The 17,233-nt window shown below is 69.9% G+C and carries 15 protein-coding genes and 1 pseudogene; 5 read left to right on the top strand and 11 right to left on the bottom strand.

All coding sequences use genetic code 11. The features are described from left to right. Positions 1 to 27: 27 nt before the first annotated feature. Genes ACWD68_RS35935 through ACWD68_RS35945 form a run of 3 tightly spaced genes read right to left on the bottom strand, consistent with a single transcriptional unit; the run spans position 28 to position 3,222 of the window. Positions 28 to 900 (bottom strand): carbohydrate ABC transporter permease, encoded by an 873-nt coding sequence (locus ACWD68_RS35935; protein WP_451810658.1) that lies wholly within the window; start codon positions 898 to 900, stop codon positions 28 to 30. Next, positions 893 to 1,894, bottom strand: a complete 1,002-nt coding sequence (locus tag ACWD68_RS35940) for a carbohydrate ABC transporter permease (RefSeq protein ID WP_451810659.1) — start codon at positions 1,892 to 1,894, stop codon at positions 893 to 895. Before ACWD68_RS35940 ends, ACWD68_RS35935 begins: the two co-directional genes overlap by 8 nt. 14 nt (positions 1,895 to 1,908) lie before the next feature. After that, on the bottom strand, positions 1,909 to 3,222 hold the full coding sequence (locus ACWD68_RS35945; protein ID WP_451810660.1) for an ABC transporter substrate-binding protein: 1,314 nt from the start codon (positions 3,220 to 3,222) through the stop codon (positions 1,909 to 1,911). 168 nt (positions 3,223 to 3,390) lie between these two features. Between ACWD68_RS35945 and ACWD68_RS35950 the strand changes: the two genes are divergently transcribed. Next, complete coding sequence (locus ACWD68_RS35950; RefSeq protein WP_451810661.1) at positions 3,391 to 4,713, top strand: ROK family transcriptional regulator; 1,323 nt, start codon at positions 3,391 to 3,393, stop codon at positions 4,711 to 4,713. A 163-nt stretch (positions 4,714 to 4,876) separates the two neighbouring features. Here the strand turns inward: ACWD68_RS35950 and ACWD68_RS35955 are convergent, their stop codons facing one another. The 3 genes from ACWD68_RS35955 to ACWD68_RS35965 form a co-directional block, all read right to left on the bottom strand. Continuing rightward, a complete protein-coding gene (locus tag ACWD68_RS35955; protein ID WP_451810662.1) occupies positions 4,877 to 5,836 on the bottom strand; it encodes an SDR family NAD(P)-dependent oxidoreductase in 960 nt (319 codons plus the stop codon). A gap of 478 nt (positions 5,837 to 6,314) precedes the next feature. Further along, on the bottom strand, positions 6,315 to 7,127 hold the full coding sequence (locus ACWD68_RS35960) for an SAM-dependent methyltransferase (RefSeq protein WP_451810663.1): 813 nt from the start codon (positions 7,125 to 7,127) through the stop codon (positions 6,315 to 6,317). Positions 7,128 to 7,375: 248 nt separating this feature from the next. Then, positions 7,376 to 8,047 carry a DUF4097 family beta strand repeat-containing protein gene (locus ACWD68_RS35965; RefSeq protein WP_451810664.1) on the bottom strand — a complete coding sequence of 224 codons (672 nt, stop codon included), beginning with the start codon at positions 8,045 to 8,047 and terminating at the stop codon, positions 7,376 to 7,378. 255 nt (positions 8,048 to 8,302) lie between these two features. Here ACWD68_RS35965 and ACWD68_RS35970 point away from each other — a divergent pair. Beyond that, positions 8,303 to 8,392: pseudogene (locus ACWD68_RS35970) on the top strand (MarR family transcriptional regulator); the annotation flags it as partial. Positions 8,393 to 8,437: 45 nt separating this feature from the next. Here the strand turns inward: ACWD68_RS35970 and ACWD68_RS35975 are convergent. After that, complete coding sequence (locus ACWD68_RS35975; RefSeq protein WP_451810665.1) at positions 8,438 to 9,475, bottom strand: PHP domain-containing protein; 1,038 nt, start codon at positions 9,473 to 9,475, stop codon at positions 8,438 to 8,440. Between the two features lie 244 nt (positions 9,476 to 9,719). On the opposite strand from ACWD68_RS35975, the gene ACWD68_RS35980 reads away from it, so the two are divergent. Further along, the gene (locus ACWD68_RS35980; RefSeq protein ID WP_451810666.1) at positions 9,720 to 9,956 is read left to right on the top strand and encodes a hypothetical protein; all 237 of its coding nucleotides are present in this window, start codon (positions 9,720 to 9,722) and stop codon (positions 9,954 to 9,956) included. A gap of 492 nt (positions 9,957 to 10,448) precedes the next feature. Here ACWD68_RS35980 and ACWD68_RS35985 read toward each other — a convergent pair whose 3' ends face one another. From ACWD68_RS35985 to ACWD68_RS36000, 4 genes are all read right to left on the bottom strand, one after another. Continuing rightward, positions 10,449 to 11,696 (bottom strand): ricin-type beta-trefoil lectin domain protein, encoded by a 1,248-nt coding sequence (locus ACWD68_RS35985; RefSeq protein ID WP_451810667.1) that lies wholly within the window; start codon positions 11,694 to 11,696, stop codon positions 10,449 to 10,451. Positions 11,697 to 11,833: 137 nt separating this feature from the next. Continuing rightward, positions 11,834 to 12,469 (bottom strand): VanZ family protein, encoded by a 636-nt coding sequence (locus tag ACWD68_RS35990; RefSeq protein ID WP_451810668.1) that lies wholly within the window; start codon positions 12,467 to 12,469, stop codon positions 11,834 to 11,836. Between the two features lie 363 nt (positions 12,470 to 12,832). Next, a complete protein-coding gene (locus ACWD68_RS35995; protein ID WP_451810669.1) occupies positions 12,833 to 13,198 on the bottom strand; it encodes a cupin domain-containing protein in 366 nt (121 codons plus the stop codon). Between the two features lie 138 nt (positions 13,199 to 13,336). Continuing rightward, complete coding sequence (locus tag ACWD68_RS36000) at positions 13,337 to 13,987, bottom strand: DUF4230 domain-containing protein (protein ID WP_451810670.1); 651 nt, start codon at positions 13,985 to 13,987, stop codon at positions 13,337 to 13,339. 233 nt (positions 13,988 to 14,220) lie between these two features. On the opposite strand from ACWD68_RS36000, the gene ACWD68_RS36005 reads away from it, so the two are divergent. Next, on the top strand, positions 14,221 to 15,384 hold the full coding sequence (locus ACWD68_RS36005; RefSeq protein WP_451810682.1) for a 4-hydroxybenzoate 3-monooxygenase: 1,164 nt from the start codon (positions 14,221 to 14,223) through the stop codon (positions 15,382 to 15,384). Positions 15,385 to 15,460: 76 nt separating this feature from the next. Continuing rightward, entirely contained in the window at positions 15,461 to 17,161 is a 1,701-nt protein-coding gene (locus ACWD68_RS36010) for a methyltransferase (RefSeq protein ID WP_451810671.1), read from the top strand. The last annotated feature ends 72 nt before the right edge of the window (positions 17,162 to 17,233 follow it).

Raw genomic sequence — 17,233 nt, forward strand, 5'->3', positions numbered from 1 at the left:
AAGTCCCTTCGTCATCAATGAGGTCGGTCACTTGACGGCTCCCGCCGTGAGACCGGCGACGAGATAGCGCTGGAGCAGCAGGAATCCGGCCACCACGGGGACGCTGACGACCAGCGAGGCGGCCATGATCTGGTTCCAGTACACGTCGTTGAGCGTGGAGTAGCCCTGGAGCCCGACGGCCAGGGTGCGGGTGGCGTCGTTGGTCATCACCGACGCGAACAGCACTTCGCCCCAGGCGGTCATGAAGGCGTAGACGGCGACCGCGACGATGCCGGGGATCGCGGCCGGCACGACGACCCGGAAGAGCGCGCCGAGCGGCCCGCAGCCGTCCACCAGCGCCGCCTCGTCGAGATCGCGCGGCACCGAGTCGAAGTACCCGATCAGCATCCAGATCGAGAACGGGAGCGAGAAGGTCAGATACGTGAGGATCAGACCGCCGCGCGAGCCGAACAGTGCGATGCCGGTCGCGTTGCCGATGTTGACGTAGATCAGGAAGAGCGGCAGCAGGAAGAGGATGCCGGGGAACATCTGGGTCGACAGCACGGTGACCGTGAAGACGCGCTTGCCGCGGAAGTTGTAGCGGCTGACGGCGTAGGCGGAGAAGACGGCGATCACGACCGAGCAGGCGGTGGCCGCACCTGCCACGATCAGCGAGTTCACGAAGTACCGCGCCAGCGGCACGGTCGACCAGATGTCGATGTACGGCCGCAGTGTCAGGCCGCTCGGCAGCCAGCGGAACTTCCCCGAGACGTCCGCGAGCGGCTTCAGCGAACTGGAGACCATCACGTAGACGGGTATCAGGACGAAGCCCGTGAGCAGGGTGAGGAAGATCCGCCGGGACCACACGAAGGACCGCGGGGGAGCCATCGGCGATCGGGGGGTGGTGGAGGTGCTAGACATCGGCCGTCTTCCTTCCCCGGGAGGTCAGCAGGAGGTAGACGCCGGTCACGACGAGCAGGAAGAGCAGCAGCAGTACGGACATCGCCGAGCCGGTGCCGAAGTTCCAGGTGACGAAGGACGCCTGGTAGATGTGGACCGAGATGAGGTCCGCTGCCTCCGGGGCGGTCCTGCCGAACAGGACGAACGGCGTGTTGAAGTCGTTGAACGTCCACAGGAACAGCACCAGGACGAGGACCTGGTTGACCGGCCGCAGCGACGGCAGGGTGATGCGGCGCAGTTGCTGCCACAGTCCGGCACCGTCCAGGGCGGCCGCCTCGTAGAGCTCGCCCGGGATGTTCTGCAGGCCCGCCATCACGATCAGGAAGGCGAACGGCCAGCCCTTCCAGACGGACACGGTGAGCAGGGCGTAGAAACTGTTGTCGCCGATCAGCCAGAACGACGGCTTGTCGGTGATGTGCAGCTGGTCGTGCAGGACGTGGTTCACCAGGCCGTTGTCGTGCTGGAACATGAACACCCAGGTGATGACGGCCGCGTACACGGGCAGCGCGTACGGCACCAGGAACAGTGCCCGCAGCAGACCGCGCCCCCGGAAGGTGTCCTGCATGTAGACCGCGGCCGCCGTGCCGATCAGCCAGCACAGACCGACCGAGAGCAGGGTGAAAGAGATGGTGACGAAGAAGGAGTGCAGCAGCGCCTTGCCGACGGGCGCGTCGAAGTCCACCGACACCGAGTAGTTGTCGAAGCCGGCCCAGGGCGCTGTGCCCCAGTCGCGGATGTAGAACTGCGTGAGCTCCTTGAAGCTCATCACGATGCCGATCACCATCGGCACCAGGTGGACCAGGAGTTCGAGGAACAGGGCGGGCAGAAGCAGCAGGTAGGGCAGTCCGATGCGCTTGATCCGCCCGGTGCGGCGTGGGCCGCGCGCCGCACCGGGGGAGCTCTTGCGCACCGTCCGCTCGCCGGATTCGGCGGAGGCGGCGGTCGTGGTGGTCATGGTGGTGTCCGCACTCACTTCTTCGGCATCTGCTGCTGGGCCTTCTCGAGCGCCGCCTTCACCGACGCCGTGGTCACCGCGCGCCCGTCGGCGGCTTCGGCGAACAGGCCCTTGATGGCCGTACCGACCGCGGTCTCGAACTGTGACTCGTCGGCGACCTGCGGCAGCGCGGCCGCGCTCTTGGCCAAGGTGTCCTTGAGGACCGAGTTCGAGGGGGAGTTGAACGCCGCGTCCGTCTGGGCGGTCTTGACCGGCGGGATCGAGCTGTAGGCCCCGTTGAGGATCTTCTGCTCGGCGTCACTGGTCAGGAACTTCACGAACTTCGCGGCGCCGTCGAGGTTCTTGGTGTTCTTGAACACCGCGAGGTTGATGCCCGCGACCATCGAGTTGACGTTCGTGCCCGTCCCCGGGGTGCCGGACTGCACGGGCACCGGGGCGATGCCGTACGCGTCCTCGCTCATGCCCTGCGACTTGAGGTTGGCGGACGCGGACTGCCACAGCAGCATCGCGTTCTTGCCCTTGGCGAAGTCGCTCACGGACTGGTTCTGCGCGTACTCGGCGTTGCCCGGGGCGATGATCTTGTCCTTCGCCATCAGGTCGACGTACTGCTTGACCGCGGCGACGACCCCGTCGTTGGTGAAGTCGGCCGTGCCGTCGGCGGTGAAGAAGTCGGCCCCGTGCTGCTTGGCGAAGACGAACGCGTGGTGGATGTTCTCCGATGCGTTCGAGCCCTCCGCGCCGATGCCCCACTTTCCGCCCTTGGAGAGCTTCTTGCCGTCGGCGATCAGCTCGTCCCAGGTGGCCGGCGGGTTGGCGATGCCGGCGTCGGCGAACATCTTCTTGTTGTAGTAGAGCGCGTACGCCATCGAGTACAGCGGCACCGCGGCGGGGTCCTTGCCCTGGGCGCCCGTCGAGCCGAGTGCGGAGTCGACGAAGCGGTCCTTGCCGCCGATCTTGGCGAAGTTCTTCGCGTCCCACGGCAGCAGCGCGCCGGTGGCCTGCAGGGACGCGCTCCAGGTGTTGCCTATGTTGAGGACGTCGGGGCCCTGACCCGAGGTGGTGGCGGTGAGGATCCGGTTCAGCAGGTCGGACCAGGGGACGACCTCCAGCTTCACCTTGATGCCGGTGTCCTTCTCGAACTTGGCGAGTTCGGGCGCGAGGACCTTCTTGTCGATCTCGATGCTGGCACCCTGGTTGGACGCCCAGTACGTGAGCGTCTTGGGCGAGTCGTTGGACCCGCCGTTCGACGAGCCACCGCCACAGGCGGTCGCGGCGGTCAGCAGTGAGATGGTGACCGCACCTGCGGCCGCGGCTCGGATTCTGCGCATGGCTGCTTATGTCCCTTTCCCGGAGGGAGACATGAGGGGCGTCCGCGTTCAACTCCCGAACGATCCTCATGGCTTAATTTAGGACGTGAGTTAAGACCCGGAAGAAAGTCGCGTCAAGGGATCGAGCAGGGGTATCTTGCAGGTCGGGCAGGCCGGAAGGGACATCACATGGCGGGGCGGAACGGTCGGACAGTGCGTGACCTGCGGCGGGGCAATCGCACCGCCGTACTACAACGGTTGTATTTCGACGGGCCGATGAGCCGCTACGAGCTCGGTCCCGCCACCGGACTGAGTTCCGGATCCATCAGCAACGTGGTGGCCGAACTCGTCGCCGACGGCCTCGTCGAGGAGGCCGGCAGCGTCGACTCCGACGGCGGCCGCCCTCGCACCCTGCTGCGCGTGGTGCCGAGCAGCGGCCACATGATCGGCGTCGACGTCGGCGAAACCCGCGTCCGCATCGAGCTGTTCGACCTGACCCTCACGGAACTCGCCCGCGCCGAAAGGCCGTTGGAGCGACTGGGCTACGAGGCCGACCGACCGCTCAGGCGCCAGGAGTACGACGTCGACGTCATCGTCGGCCACATCCGCGACGGCATCGCCGAGGTCCTCGCCGAGGCGGACATCGCCCCCGAGCAACTCCTCGGCGTCGGCATCGGGGTACCCGGCATCGTCGCCCGCACCCCCGAGCGCGGCGCGGTCGTGCACGGCCAGACGATCGGCTGGGACGCCGTCCCGCTGGAGTCCCTGCTCCGCTCCGCCTGCGAACTCCCCGACACCGTCCCGTACTTCGCGGACAACGGCGCCCGGACCCTCGGCCAGGCCGAGATGTGGTTCGGTGCCGGACGCGGCGCCCGCAACGCGGTGGTCGTCCTCTTCGGCTCCGGCGTCGGCGCCTGCCTCGTGACCGAGGAGGTGGAGAACGGCCGGTCCGTCGAGTGGGGTCATCTGACCGTACGGGTCAGGGGGCGCCGCTGCCGCTGCGGCGCCCTGGGCTGCCTCGAGGCCTACGCGGGCGCGGAGGCGCTCCTGGACCGCTGGCGCGAGGAGGGCGGGCGTCCCCCGGAGGGCACTGACGAGGAGACCGCGCTCACCGCGATGCTCGCGGCCGCCTACCCGCCCGACGGCACCGAGGCCGATCCCATCGCGCTCGCCGTCCTGGAGGAGACCGCCGAGTACCTGGGCGCCGGACTCTCCGACCTGATCAACCTCTTCCAGCCCGAGCGCATCCTCATCGGCGGCTGGGCCGGTCTCCAGCTCGGCTCCCGGTTCCTGCCCGCCGTACGCCGCTACGCCTCCTCGTACGCCCTGCGCTATCCCGCCGAGCGGGTCACCGTCGACCTCGGCCGCCTCGGACCCGACGCGGTCACGGTGGGCGCCGCGATCCTGCCGCTGGCCGACTTCTTCACGCGCGGCGGCCGACGCGCGGAACCCGCCCCGACGGGCCCGTCCCCGGCGTGGCGCACGGCACTGCAGGAGCGGGCGCCGCACTGACCTGACCGGCCGCCGGGCCGCGGAACTGCTGCCTGACAGCACGCTCAAGGTCTACGGGGACGCGGGCCACCGCCTGTTCGCCCCACCGCGGACAACTCACCGCGGACCTGGGGGAGTTCGTGTCGGACTCCTGAGACCGCTGACGCGGCGGACGCCGCGCGGCTCACACGAAGGCGTTCACCCCGGTCAGCTCGGCCGACAGGTCCCACAGCCGGGCGGCCTCGCCGGGGTCGGTCGCGTAGGTGCGTACGCCGGTCCGGGTGCCGTCCGCCGGAGCGGGCTCGGCGATGTCGCAGTCCTCGCAGTACACCCCGCCCAGGCCGGCCAGTTGCGGCGAGGTCGCGGCCCACACCTGGGTGGCCGCGCCCTGCTCGGGCGTCTTGAAGCCCTCGGGGTTCAGCGGGGTGCCGTTCTCGTCGATCCAGCCGCGCTCGACCATCTCCTCCCTGGGCAGGTGCCGCTGGAGCGGGGTGAGGATGCCGCCGGGGTGCAGCGAGAAGGCCCGTACGCCGGACTCCCGGCCGCGCCGGTCGAGCTCCACGGCGAACAGCACGTTCGCCGTCTTCGCCTGCCCGTACGCCTCCCACTTGTCGTAGCCGCCGCGCCAGTGCACGTCGTCCCAGCGGATGCCGGAGTAGTGGTGGCCGGCGGAGGACACGGACACGACCCGCGCCCCGCCCGGCTCGATCGCCGGCCAGAGCCGGTTGACCAGCGCGTAGTGGCCGAGGTGATTGGTCGCGAACTGGGCTTCCCAGCCGGGGCCGACCCGCGTCTCCGGACAGGCCATGATGCCCGCGCTGTTGATGACGACGTCGATGGCACGGCCCGAGGCGAGGAACCGGTCGGCGAAGGCGCGCACGCTCTCCAGGTCGCCGAGGTCGAGTTCGTCGGTCTCCACGCCGGGGATGCCCTCCAGCGCCTCGCGCGCGGTCGCCGGGCGCCGTGCCGGGACCACGACCCGGGCGCCCGCCGCGGCCAGCGCCCGGGTCGTCTCGAGGCCGAGACCCGAGTAGCCGCCCGTGACGACCGCGAGCTTGCCGGAGAGGTCGATTCCGTGGAGGACGTCGTCGGCGGTGCTCCGGGCGCCGAAACCCGAACCGATCTTGTGCTGTGCAGTGCTCATAACTCGCACGCTACGAATTGGAGCGGACTCGAAGTCAAGCGGACACGAGGTCAAGCGGACACGAGGTCGAGCGGACCCGGCCGTCCGGGTGGGCGGTCGGCCGGGAACAGCTTCGGGCAGCCGGGAACAGCTTCGGGCAAGGGGAAGGCCCCGACCGGACGGGGGAATCTCGGTCGGGGCCGTCTGTGGTGGGCACGGATGGCGGTCGCCTCTCGGCGAAACGCTCCACAGGGCTTCAGCCGAACGATCGTTCCTGTGGGCAAAAGGTGAGGCCCGGGGACACTGTCCCATCCGCACACACGGATGGTTCAACGGGTAACTACCTATGGGTGTTCCCCAGGACGACGCCGCCGGCGGTGAGGTGCGTCACGGTTCCCTGCCGCCTGCCGCCTGCCGCCTGCCGCCTGCCGCCTGCTGCCTGCCGCCGCCCGAGCCTGCGTGGTGGGCAGGCTCGGGCCTGGATTCGGTTCCGGCGAGGTCAGGGCTTCACAGCGACCGCGCCGAACTGCGGAACAGTGGGTGCGGAACCGGGCTCGGAGCGCCACTGCGAGCACGAGACCAGGCCCGGAGTGACGAACGCCAGGCCGTCGAAGAACGCCTCTATCTCCGCGCGGGTGCGGGCGGTGATCGGCGGAGTGGCGTTCTCGTTCCAGAACTTCATCGCCTCGATGTTGCCCTCACCGCCGAGGTCGGCGTCGGTGGTCGGGTGGGTCAGGACGAGGAAGCTGCCCGAGGGGACCGCCGCCATGATCCGGCGCACGATGTCCTGCGCCTCCTCCGTGTCGAGGACGAAGTTGAGGATGCCGAGCATCATGACCGCGACGGGCCGGCCGAGGTCGAGTGTCGCCGCGGCACCCTCGACGATGCTGTCCGGGTGGTGGACGTCGGCGTCGATGTAGTCGGTCGTGCCCTCGGGCGTGCTGGTCAGCAGGGTGCGGGCGTGAACCAGCACGATCGGGTCGTTGTCGACGTACACGATCCGCGATTCGGGGGCGATCCGCTGCGCGATCTCATGGGTGTTGTCCAGGGTCGGCAGCCCGGTGCCGATGTCCAGGAACTGCCGCACTCCGCGGTCGGCGGTGAGGTGGTGCACGGCGCGGCCGAGGAAGTCGCGGTCCGCGCGGGCCACTTCGCGGATGACCGGGAACATGGACGCGACCTGATCGCCGATCACCTGGTCGATCGCGTAGTTGTCCTTCCCGCCGATCCAGTAGTTCCAGACCCGCGCGTTGTGCGCCACGCTGGTGTTCAGCCTCGGTGACTCGCCTGACGGGCGCCGGCTCTCGCTCACGACTTCGTCTCCTCCTGGTGCGCCCACGATGTCTTCGGGGCGGAATGGCCGCCGACGTGGCGACGGACCGTCGCCGTCATTGTCTCGCCCGTTGATCACCACGTCCGGTGATTCGGCCTTCGCCGATCCGAGGCGGCCGATTTGGAGATGCCGGACCCGAGGAGATCCGGACGATCTGTTGCATCGTCAAGTTCCTTTGCGGCGCGGCCTGTTCGCCGCCACGGCCGAGTTGGGGATGCGGATGCTCCTTACAGGCTGCGGGCGGTGATGTCGCCGTAGGCGGTGGTCGCGTGGATGGTCAGGCCGGCGGCGGCACCGTCGCTGTTCTTGAGCGCGTTGTGGATCCGGCCGTGGGTGGTGCCGACGTCCAGGGTGGCGGAGACACCGTGGGCGGCGCCGATGGAGATGTCGCCGTGCTCGGTGCGCAGCGCGACCGTGCCGCGTACGGCCTCGGTGACGCTCAGGTCGCCCTTCTGGGTGCTGATCTCCGCGGGGCCGCCCAGGCGGCCGACCGAGATGTCGCCGGCGAGGAGGGTGAGGCGGGCACTCGCTGTCTCGTCGAGTTCGACCGAGCCCTGCGCGCCCTCGAAGGTGACGTCGCCGAGCCGACCGACGCCCCGGAGTACGGCGTCGGCCGCCTTCGCCTCGATGCGGGAGCCTGCCGGCAGCTGGACCGTCACCTCGACGGACCCGGAAGTGCCGAGGATCCGGCTCTTCGCCTCAGGGGCCTCGATCCGCAGGACGCCGCTGTCGTACGTGACCTCGATCCGCTCCGCCGCCTTCACGTCGCGGCCCTTCGAGGCGTCCGCGGGCAGGATCTCGACGGTCGTGTCGGCGCGGTCGGCGGCGATGAGGCGGACGCGTCCCGCGGGGATGTCGAGGACGGCGGAGATCGGGGCGGGGGTGTCGAACTTCTGCATTATGCTCTCCCTATTTCTGCCGCGTGTGGCTCCTGCGGCCTGCTGTTTCCGATGATGGAAACGCTACGTTGCATTCATGGATCAGACAACATGCTTGTTGCGCATCAACGGCATATAAGCAGTTCAACGGCAAGATATCGTTGCAATGATTCTGAATTTAATGCAACAACTCGACGCTGATCATTGCAATGAATGGCGAGTGAACGCTCCAGTGGAGGCTCCGAGGCAGCAGTGGAGGCAGCGGCGGAAGCCGGGATGTCGGGCGGCAGACTCACCCGGCAGGAACGTCGGCAGATCGTGCTCGGAGGGCTGGCCGACGGCCTCGTCCACGCCGAGATCGTCAGAGCTCCGGGATGACGGCGGGTTTGACGCCCCGCCGCGCGCTCCGTCTCAGCGGCTGCCCGCGCCGGCCGGTGTCTCCCGGGTCCTGGCCCAGGTGAGCAGGTCGTCCAGGGTCCACGTGGTGATGACGCGTTCGGCGGGCACCCCGCACTCCTCGGCTCGCGCGCAGCCGTAGATCTGCCAGTCCAGCTGCCCGGGAGCGTGCGCGTCGGTGTCCAGGGAGAACAGGACGCCCGCGTCGACCGCTCTGCGCAGCAGCCGGCGCGGCGGGTCGAGGCGCTCCGGACGGCTGTTGATCTCGACGGCCGTGCCGGTCTCGGCGCAGGCCGCGAAGACCGCGTCCGCGTCGAAGGCGGACTCGGGTCGGCCACGCCCGCTGATCAGCCGCCCGGTGCAGTGGCCGAGCACGTCCGAGAGAGGATTGCGTACGGCGGCGACCATCCGGCGGGTCATCGGCCTCGCGTCCATGCGCAGCTTGGAGTGGACGGACACGACCACCACGTCCAGCTGTTCCAGCAACTCCGGTTCCTGGTCGAGCGATCCGTCGTCGAGGATGTCGCACTCGATCCCGGTGAGCAGCCGGAAGGGGGCCCAGCGTTCGTTCAGGTCCGCGACGACCGCGAGTTGCTCACGCAGCCGTTCCGGCGACAGACCGCTCGCCACGGTCAGCCGGGGCGAGTGGTCGGTGAGCACCGCCCACTCGTGGCCCAGCGCTGCCGCCGTACGCCCCATCTGCTCGATCGGGCTGCCGCCGTCCGACCAGTCGGAATGCAGATGGCAGTCCCCGCGCAGCAGCGCCCGCAGAGCCTCACCGCCCTCGGCGAGCGGCCCCGCCGCCTCACGCTCAACCTTCTCCAGGTAACCGGGCACCTCACCGGCCAGCGCCTCCCGCACCACCTGCGCGGTCTTCGGGCCGATGCCCTTGAGCGACTCCAGTGCCCCGGTCGCCGCGCGCTCGCGCACCTCGTCGGCGGGCATCCCGGCGAGCAGGGTCTGCGCGGTACGGAAGGCCCGTACGCGATAGGTGGGGGCCAGGCTCCGCTCCAGCAGGAACGCGATCCGGTCCAGGGCCTCGACGGGGTCCATCGGCATTCCTCCCTGCGGTCGCGTCGGCCGCCGCGCTCCCCCCAGCGTTGCCCAGCCGTCGCCGGAGCGCACGGCGGATGCGTTGTGGGCGGTGATGTGGTGGTTCCCGGGCGGGTGCGGCGGGTGGCTCACCCACCTGGGCGAACCCCGGGCTTTCCGCTGTTCCGCCGCGTGCCGGGCGGCGCGGGCGGGAGGCTCCCGGAGCTCCGCCGCTGACCCGCGGGAACCGCTTTACGCTCTAGCCATGACCGAAAGCGCGAGCCCTCACATCTCCAACCCACGGATCATGGTGCTCGGGGTGCAGCCGGGCACGCCGCCGTTCCGGATCATGGAGATCGACGGCGAGATGGTCGGCGAGGCGAAAGCGATCACGGACGTCCTGGAGTACGCGGCGGCGTACGGCATCATCGTCCACGACCTCGACGATCCCGACGTGGTCCGCTGGGTGGGCGGCGACAAACTCACCTGGCAGCCGCGCTGACGCAGCCCTGGCCCCTGGATCCGCGCCGACCCCTGGATCCGCGCCGGTCCCAGGATCTGCGCCGGTCCCAGGATCTGCGCCGGTCCCAGGATCTGCGCCGGTCCCGGAATCTGCGCCGGTCCAAGGATCTGCGCCGGTCCCGGAATCTGCGCCGGTCCCGGAATCCGAGCCCGGGTTTGCGGCCGGGCGGACGCCTCGCCGGGCCTGTCCGGCCCGGGGGAGTGGCGCCGCGGGCGGTGTGCGTGTCCGACCGGCCCGGGCGCCCTGTCACGCCGGGCGGGACCGGGCCGCGCATCCGTCCCTGTCCGGACGAGCCGTGTCGGCGGCGGTCGGGTGCCGACTCCTGGCCCTCGCTGGTGCCTTGTCCCGTCCCTAGTTCGCGCCCTGGTTCGTTCCTGTCCCTGGTTCGTTCCTGTCGGCTGAGCGCCGGGTGCGCGAAGGGCCCGGCGGGGTTGCCCCACCGGACCCTTCGCCGCCCGCCCGAGCGGTCTGTCAGCCAACCGTCCACTTCTGGTTGGCCCCGCCGGAACACGACCAGATCTGCAGTCGTGTGCCATTGGCCGAGTTGTTGCCCGTGACGTCGAGACACTTGTTGGCCTGCGGGTTCACGATGTCGTGAGCCGCGGTGACCGTCCATTTCTGGTTGGGGCCTCCGTTGCAGTCCCACAGTTGGACCGTGGAGCCGTCCGCCGTGCCGTTGCCGGTGACGTCCAGGCACTTGCCGAGCGCGCGGACCGTGCCGTCCGAGGACACCGTCCACTGCTGGGCGGCGGTCCCGTTGCAGTCGTAGAGCTGTATGGGCGTTCCGTTGGCCGAATTGGCGGCGGCCACGTCCACACACTTGCCCGCGAGGCCCTTGATCGGACCGCCGGTGCCGCCCGAGCCGTCGCTCGTCGTCACCTTCACCTCGTCGACGACGAGCTGCTGCGGGAAGGAGGTGGAGCCGTCGGGGTCGCCCGGCCAGTACCCGCCGACCGCGAGGTTCAGGATCAGGAAGAACGGCTTGTTGAACGCCCAGGTGTTGCCGCCCAGATCGGCGGGCGTACGCCGCTGGTAGACCGTTCCGTCCACCGACCAGCTGATCGAGTTCGGTGCCCAGTCGACCGCGAAGGTGTGGAAGGCGTCCGCGAAGGCCTGGCCGTTCGGCAGGGAGTATCCGGCGCCGATACCGGCGGACCCGGAGTACCCGGGACCGTGGATCGTGCCGTGCACGGTGGACGGCTCGAAGCCGACGTTCTCCATGACGTCGATCTCACCGGAGTTCGGCCAGCCGACCTGTCCGATGTCGCCGCCGAGCATCCAGAACGCCGGCCACATGCCCTGCCCGCGCGGGATCTTCATCCGGGCCTCGACATGGCCGTACGTCGTGGTGAACTTCCCGGAGGTGTTCAACCGGGCCGAGGTGTACTGGCATGTGCCGTACCAGCACTGGTAGTTGGCCGGGTTCTCCTTGCGGGCCGTGATCACCAGATGGCCCTGGCCGTCCAGCGCGGCGTTCTTGCTGCCCGACGTGTAGTACTGCCGTTCGTGGTTGTTGACGTTGTCGCCGGTCTCGATCTGCCACTTGGACGAGTCGACGGCCGAACCGGCGGGACCGTCGAAGGTGTCCTGGAACGTCACGGCCGCCGCGGCCGCCGCCGGACCCGCGTGGGCGGGAGCGACGACGGCCGAGGCGGAGGCGACCAGTGCGGCGGAGAGCGCGGCGAAGAGGCATCTTCGGAGCAGGCGTGGGGAGTCCATGACTCTCATTTCCGTACGGCTACCCGGGGGGAGGGTGCGCCGACTGAGGTGGGGGGTGCATGCTTCGCCTCTTGATTTAAGGAGTGAGGTAACGGGGTGTCAATACTCTGGTCCGGACCAATAGTTGAGGCGAGTCCTCAGGTGCGAAGACGCTTCCGGGGGTGCACCGCCCGGCCGAACCGGCGTCCCAGGAGCAGGTAACCCACCAGCGCCCCGGTCGTGTTGAGGATGACGTCGTCGATGTCGAAGGACCGCCCGGTGATGAGGGCTCCCTGAACGAGCTCGACAAGGAGCATGACCGCCGCGGTGAGCGCGAGGACACGCAGGATTCCGCGGGTCTTAGGGGCCACCACGGGCAGCAGCACGCCGAAGGGCACTCCGAGCAGGAGGTTCCCGCCGATCTGCTTGAGGGCGTCGCGCAGCTCCGGCTGGTCGAGATAGGCCCGCAGGGAGCGCCCGGGGTGCAGGTTGTCGTGGATCAGCGCGGTCGACGCCGGTGAGGGCTCCAGCGTCAGCCGGGCCAGTGCGACCGCGAAGGCGACCATGGCCGCGAAGGCGATCAGCATGGCCAGCAGCCGGAGGGGCAGCGTCAGGGCACTGGGCTCGCGCGCCGGTGCCGGCGACGGCGTCCGGCGGCGGAAGAGCGACCGCGACTTCTCCGACTTGCCCCGGTCGGACTTCGACGTCGACTTCCCCCGGTCCGATCCTGACTTTGGTGCCGGTTTCCGGCGTCCTGCCTTGGCGGCACGTGAGCGCAACGCGGTGCGGACCATGCGACCCTCCCCTTTTCAACTGCCCTCTGGTGCAGCCCGCATACCCCCGATGGGGCCGAGGATGCCCAGGGCCCGGCAGCGGGCAGAGCTTTTGCGACAACGCGATGTCCCAGGCGCGGTCCGTGCCGCGACGGGGCGGCGAAAGGGCAGGTCGGCGTGAATTGGGGGTGTGATCAAGGGGGTGCATGTGGGTGGGCAGGTCAGGGTGCCGGCATGCGGCGCTGGTCCAGGCAGGGCCCGTCGGGGCGATGGTCGCGCCGCACCCGCCACCGTCGGCGCCCTCGTCGGCGTACGCGCTCCCCGCACCTCGGCCGAGTCGGCGCTCGGCAGGGGTGTCTCGAATCCGGGGGAGATGGTCAGCCGCTAGGCGTCCTTCGCCTTCGCGTAGTCGGTTGCCATGCCTCCCGCGAAGTCGTACACGACGACCTGTTCGTCACCCACGACCCAGGCGTCGTGCCCGGGCGGACAGACGAAGACGTCGCCGGGTCCCAGCTCGCCCTCGCCGCCGTCGTCCATGGCGAGGTGCATGCGTCCCTGTACGACATAGCCGTTGTGGTGGACCTCGCAGCTCTTCGTTCCGGCGATCGGGCCTACGGACTCGGACCAGCGCCAGCCCGGTTCGAAGGTTCCCACGGCGAAGTCGAGCCCGCTCATGTGAACCGCTTCGAGGTGGCCGCGCGGGAAATCGCGTCGCTCATCGGGCTTGTCGACCGTCTTGATCTCCAGCATGACGGATCCCTTCCCTTGCCTCCTTCCATCGTCTGCCTGCTCGGAGGGGACTGCCATCCGGGGGACCGCCTCCGTGACGGCCGCCGGCCCCGGGGGCGACCTCGTGATCGCCCCCGGTGCCGGCGGTGCCGCCCGGGCTCAGGCACCGTAGGTGACCGTCACCTCCTTGAAGCCGAGAGAGCGCAACAGGCCTTGGAGCATGCCGGTGGTGTTCTCCTCGGCCCGCGCGGTCAGCCGGCTGTCCTTGGCGGCCGCGCCGATGTGCTTGGCCGCGAGCCGCTGCACGGCCCGCTCGTCGTTCGGGTTGCCCGAGAAGATGTCGCCGATCCGGTCGAGCAGACCACGCTGCTTCGAGACGGCGTAGGAGTGGTCGGGATCGAGGGCGGGTTTGCCCAGCGCCGCATGCGGCAGATGGAGTGTGGCCGACGTACGGTCCTTGTCGACCGTCACGTCCTTCTCGCCGAGATGACCGAGATCGACATAGGCGTCGACCGTGCCGGCCCCCACGTACAGCGTGCGGGTGCCGCGGATCGCGTCGGGCAGGTACTTGGCGTCCTTCTCCAGGTCCACGACCACTTGGAAGTTGCCCGACGCGGCGTCGTAACGGCTCATGTCCTGGATCGACTTCAGGAGCGTGGGGCCCGACCTGTCGTGTGTCTCCGTGCCGAACACATCGCGCAGCCCCGGCAGAACGGCCAGCCGCAGCCCGGCGAAGAGCACCACGAGCACGAGCACGAAGGCGGAGACCACCTTCGCCCAACCGGGCATGCGCTTGATGGACGTCGTCATGTCGACGGTCCTCCTTTCAACCGTCCGTGTACCCGCCAAGCCCTTTGACAGGCCGCCCGGTTGGCCTGCCGTGCGAGCCGCGGCGTGCCTCGCGGGGGTGAGTGCCGGTCCGTTTGTCGTTCGAGCCGGGCATTCAGGTGATTTCGGCGCGAAAAACGATCTTAGGCAACTTAGTATCTGGTTCCGTGACAGACGGGAAGAGCCGGCGGACACCGGCCGACCACGCGACCGATGTGGTCGTCCTCGGGGCCGGGCCGGCCGGGCTCGTGCTCGGCAACATCCTTGTGGACCGGGGCATCGACTGTGTCGTCCTGGAGCGGGCCGAGCGCACGCATGTGCAGACACGGGCACGAGCCGGGTTCCTGGCCGCCAACACCGTACGGATCCTGAAACGGCACGGTCTCGCCGAGGGGCTGCACCGGCACGGGCAGATCCACAGCACCTGCGAGTTCCGTACCGAGGACGGCCGGTTCCGACTGGACTACAGCGCGCTCGGACAGGGCGAGCGGCACACCGTCTACCCCCAACAGCAGCTGGTGACCGACCTGTTGACGCGGTTCCTGGAACGCGGCGGACAGATCCGTTTCGCCACCGAGGCCGTGGCCGTGCGCGATGCCGACAGCGAGCGGCCCGAGGTGGCTGTGCGCGAGGCCGACGGGCGGCCCGGCCTGTGGCGGGCGCGGTACGTGGCCGGCTGCGACGGACGTCACGGCGCGGCCCGGCGTTCGCTGCCGGCCGGCACGGTCCGTCACCACCGCGATCACGGCGTGACCTGGCTCGGTCTGCTCGCCGAGGCGCCGCCCAGTCTGGACGCCGTCGGGTACGCGGTGCACGAGCGCGGGTTCGCCGGACACATGGCCCGCACCAGCGAGATCACCCGCTACTACCTGCAGTGCGAGCGCGGCACCCCGGCCGACGCCTGGTCCGAGGAGCGGATCTGGGACGAGCTCGAGCTGCGGATGCGCGCGCGGGAGTACGGCCCGCTGCGCCGCGGGCGCATCGTGCAGCGTTCCGTCGTCGACCTGGAGTCCGACGTGCTCGAACCGCTGCGCCACGGCGCGCTGTTCCTCGCGGGCGACGCCGCCGGTCTGATCAGCCCGTCCGCCGCGAAGGGCGCCAATCTCGCGGTCCTCGAAGCGGCGGTCCTGGCCCGCGCCCTGATCGATGACCTCACCGCCGGGGACCCCGAGGGCCTCGACAGCTACTCGGCGCGGTGCCTGACGCACATCTGGCGTGCGCAGGAGTTCTCGCACTGGATGATCGGGCTGCTGCACGGCCCGTCCGGCGCGGACGGCGAGTCGCTGTTCCACAACTCCCTGCGCCGCTCCCGCCTCACCTCACTGCGCACCTCGCGCAGCCAGCAGGACTGGTTCGCCGAGCACTACGTCGGCGTGTAGCCCGCCGCCCCCGAACTCCGCACCCGCGTACATCCGTACGCACACATCCGAACCCCGGAATGAGGATCCCCCCGCAATGATCACGGCATTGTCGGGCGATACGTCCCGCCTGCGCGCGACGGTCGACTTCGTCAAGGAACAGGACACCGCCACGCTGCTCCCGCTCCTGCTTCCCGGGCTCGACGGCCCGGAGCTGCGGGCTTTGGTGGAGCGCTGCGACTTCTCGCACGCGGCGCTGCTCGTCTTCCCGTCCGACGAGGCGGCGCTGGACGCCACGCTCGCCGACTGCGGGCTCGTCGCGGACGCGCCGCCGCGGCCGAGCGTCGTCGTGCGCGAGCGTCTCGCCGTACGGCACAAGGAGTGTGCGACGGAGCTCGACGTCCGCATTCTGCGCCCCGCGGTGGAGTGTCTGGACGGGGCGCGGCGCATGGTCGAGGTGTTCGTGCTGACCGTGCCGCCGGAGTCGGACCTCGACACGATCGCCGCGCACGAGCGGGTGCGGCAGCACGAGGCGCATGTCGCCTTCGAGGTCGAGGCGCCGGACCCGTTGGTGCTGCGCGGCCTGTGCGCGGTCTTCGGACGGTACGGCGCCACCCCCGACGGCGGCGGCTACAACCCGCTCGAGAACGGCACGGTGTTCTACTTCACCGCGCCCGCCGAGGCCAAGTCCGGATACCGGCGCGTGGAGGTGTACGTCCCCGGCGACCACCGCGACGTCCTCGCCGCCCACCTCGACGAACACCGAAAGCGGCAGCCTGCCGAGACCCTGCTGCGCCTGCTGACCGGTGCGTGGACAACACAGGCCCTGGCTGCGTTCGCGCAACTGGAAGTGGCCGACGCGATGGACGAGGAGCGGGGCATCGGTGTGGCGGAACTGGCGCGTGACGTCGGCGCCTTCGCGCCGAACCTGGCCACCCTCCTGCGCTACCTCACCATGCTCGGCGTGGTGAGCGAGAACCGCGACGGATTCCGGCTCACGGACACCGGCAAGCTGCTGCGCGCGGACGCCGAAGGGTCGATGCGACCGTTGGCGCTGATGTACGGGGGACCGTTCTACGAGTCCTTCGCCGGGCTCGGGCACACCGTACGCACCGGACAGGTCGCCTTCGAACAGCGCTTCGGCGAGAACCACTTCGACCACTTCGCTCGCGATCCCGAACTCGCCGAACTCTTCGACCGGTCGATGGCCGCCGGTTCACGGATGTTCGACCCGCTGCCCGCCCACCCGGTCCTCACCGCGGCGGACGAAGGGGCGACCGTCGTCGACATCGCGGGTGGCAACGGGGAACTGCTCGGCCGAATCCTTTCCGCGCACCCCCGCCTGCACGGTCTCCTGCTGGAACGCCCGCACACTGTCGAGACCGCCCGCCGCCTCCTTGGTGCGGCCGGCCACACGGCGCGGTGCACCTTCCGGGCGGGCGACTTCGCGGACGTACCCGCGGGCGGCGACGTCTACGTCCTGTCCCGCGTCCTGCACGACTGGGACGACGACCGCTGCCGCGAGATCCTGCGCCACTGCGCCCGCGCGATGCCCGACACCGCCGATCTGCTCGTCGTCGAACGCGTCCTGCCCGCCGACGGCTCGGCCTCGCTGGCCACGGCCTGGGACCTGCACATGATGTGCAACGTCGGCGGCCGCGAACGGCGCGCCGACCACTACGCCCGGCTGTTCGCCGACGCGGGCCTCACCCTGGTGGGCCGGGCACCGCTGCCCCTGGACGGCAGCGTGCTGCATGTCCGCAGGACCGGGCCGGCGAACACCGGATCCCGGCTCTAGCAGTTGTCATCACACTGGCCAGGCCGCCCCGGGAGCGTCCGAGCGCGGGGCTGCGAAGCCCTCCTTCCGGGC

The organism is Streptomyces sp. NPDC005141, from assembly GCF_053599975.1.

Bases quoted from the DNA above. Each gene is read 5' to 3' on its own strand.
- ACWD68_RS35995 (WP_451810669.1), bottom strand. From the start codon at position 13,198: ATGCTGGAGATCAAGACGGTCGACAAGCCCGATGAGCGACGCGATTTC.
- ACWD68_RS35940 (WP_451810659.1), bottom strand. From the start codon at position 1,894: ATGACCACCACGACCGCCGCCTCCGCCGAATCCGGCGAGCGGACGGTG.
- ACWD68_RS35935 (WP_451810658.1), bottom strand. From the start codon at position 900: ATGTCTAGCACCTCCACCACCCCCCGATCGCCGATGGCTCCCCCGCGG.
- ACWD68_RS35980 (WP_451810666.1), top strand. From the start codon at position 9,720: ATGACCGAAAGCGCGAGCCCTCACATCTCCAACCCACGGATCATGGTG.
- ACWD68_RS35990 (WP_451810668.1), bottom strand. From the start codon at position 12,469: ATGGTCCGCACCGCGTTGCGCTCACGTGCCGCCAAGGCAGGACGCCGG.
- ACWD68_RS35965 (WP_451810664.1), bottom strand. From the start codon at position 8,047: ATGCAGAAGTTCGACACCCCCGCCCCGATCTCCGCCGTCCTCGACATC.
- ACWD68_RS35945 (WP_451810660.1), bottom strand. From the start codon at position 3,222: ATGCGCAGAATCCGAGCCGCGGCCGCAGGTGCGGTCACCATCTCACTG.
- ACWD68_RS35950 (WP_451810661.1), top strand. From the start codon at position 3,391: ATGGCGGGGCGGAACGGTCGGACAGTGCGTGACCTGCGGCGGGGCAAT.
- ACWD68_RS35955 (WP_451810662.1), bottom strand. From the start codon at position 5,836: ATGAGCACTGCACAGCACAAGATCGGTTCGGGTTTCGGCGCCCGGAGC.
- ACWD68_RS36010 (WP_451810671.1), top strand. From the start codon at position 15,461: ATGATCACGGCATTGTCGGGCGATACGTCCCGCCTGCGCGCGACGGTC.
- ACWD68_RS35985 (WP_451810667.1), bottom strand. From the start codon at position 11,696: ATGGACTCCCCACGCCTGCTCCGAAGATGCCTCTTCGCCGCGCTCTCC.
- ACWD68_RS35975 (WP_451810665.1), bottom strand. From the start codon at position 9,475: ATGGACCCCGTCGAGGCCCTGGACCGGATCGCGTTCCTGCTGGAGCGG.
- ACWD68_RS36000 (WP_451810670.1), bottom strand. From the start codon at position 13,987: ATGACGACGTCCATCAAGCGCATGCCCGGTTGGGCGAAGGTGGTCTCC.